The organism is Oleiphilus sp. HI0066 (genome assembly GCF_001635725.1).
Map to the genome: position 1 here is coordinate 1 of NZ_LWFH01000205.1, position 1,130 is coordinate 1,130.

The following is a 1,130-nucleotide window of genomic DNA, read 5'->3' on the forward strand; positions in this document are numbered from 1 at the left end:
CTGGAAAACCAGCACCTAAGCTCATCACGCGACAAATGATGCAGCGCATGAAGCGCGGCTCCGTCATTGTTGACCTTGCGGCAGCGCGAGGCGGTAATGCAGAGGGCACAGTCTTGAACGAAAAAATCGAGTTAGACGGCATTACCTTAGTCGGACACGTAAACCACCCTTCACGTGTGCCTGTGCATGCATCGCAGCTATTGAATCGAAACATTATCAACTTCATTAAGAACATGACCGAAGGTGGTCGCCTTGTTCCTAATCAAGAAGATGAAATTGTCACGGCAACTCAGGTGACTCGTGGCACTAGTATTTATTTTGAACCTGCTGAATCAAACCAAGAGGAGAATGCATAAATGGAAATGCTCGTTCTTAGCTTCACCATATTCATCTTGGCCTTATTCGTTGGCGTCGAGTTGATAAACAAAGTACCGCCAACCTTGCACACACCTCTGATGAGCGGCACCAACGCGATCTCTGGCATCGTTATCGTCGGTGCAATTGTTAGTGCTGGTACAAATCACTTGTCTCCCACTGTTGCAAGTGTTCTTGGTTTTATTGCTGTTACTCTCGCAAGCATCAACATCGTTGCAGGCTTCATGGTGACAGATCGTATGCTCAACATGTTTAAGCAAAAGGGCTAATGATGTTTGCTTTAGTCAATCTTTCTTACTTAACAGCGGCTGTGTTTTTTATCCTCGGCATAAAAGGCATGACCAAACCTAAAACGGCTGTACGCGGAAATCAGCTTTCAGCTATCGGCATGTTGATCGCAGTAACCGCAGCACTTCTTCACCACGACATCATTGGTTTCACTACGATCATTGCTGGTATTTTACTCGGCGGTTCAATTGGTGCATTGCTGGCAAAACGCACAGCAATGACGTCTATGCCAGAGCTTGTAGCAAGCCTTAACGGCGTTGGCGGCGGGGCATCTCTAGCAGTTGCTGGTAGCACATGGTTAACTGCAATCGCAGCAAATTCAGTGGTAACCGGCGTATGGTCAGCAGCCATCCTTGCTTCGATCGTCATCGGTGCAATAACGCTATCAGGATCAGTGGTCGCCGTTCTTAAGCTAAAAGGAACTATCGGTGACAGTAAGCGCGCAAGACAATGGCAGCTTATTACAG

General features: G+C 47.4%; 2 protein-coding genes and 1 pseudogene. All 3 read left to right on the forward strand.

The genetic code is table 11. The features are described 5' to 3' along the window. A pseudogene (locus A3738_RS03205) lies at positions 1–356 on the forward strand (NAD(P)(+) transhydrogenase (Re/Si-specific) subunit alpha); the annotation flags it as partial. Next, positions 357–644, forward strand: a complete 288-nt coding sequence (locus tag A3738_RS03210; RefSeq protein WP_068474346.1) for an NAD(P) transhydrogenase subunit alpha — start codon at positions 357–359, stop codon at positions 642–644. It abuts the pseudogene before it with no gap. Beyond that, on the forward strand, positions 644–1,130 hold a 487-nt coding region (locus A3738_RS03215), incomplete at its 3' end, for an NAD(P)(+) transhydrogenase (Re/Si-specific) subunit beta (RefSeq protein WP_231876518.1). The genes A3738_RS03210 and A3738_RS03215, both read left to right, overlap by 1 nt.

Bases quoted from the DNA above. Each gene is read 5' to 3' on its own strand.
- A3738_RS03210 (WP_068474346.1), top strand. From the start codon at position 357: ATGGAAATGCTCGTTCTTAGCTTCACCATATTCATCTTGGCCTTATTC.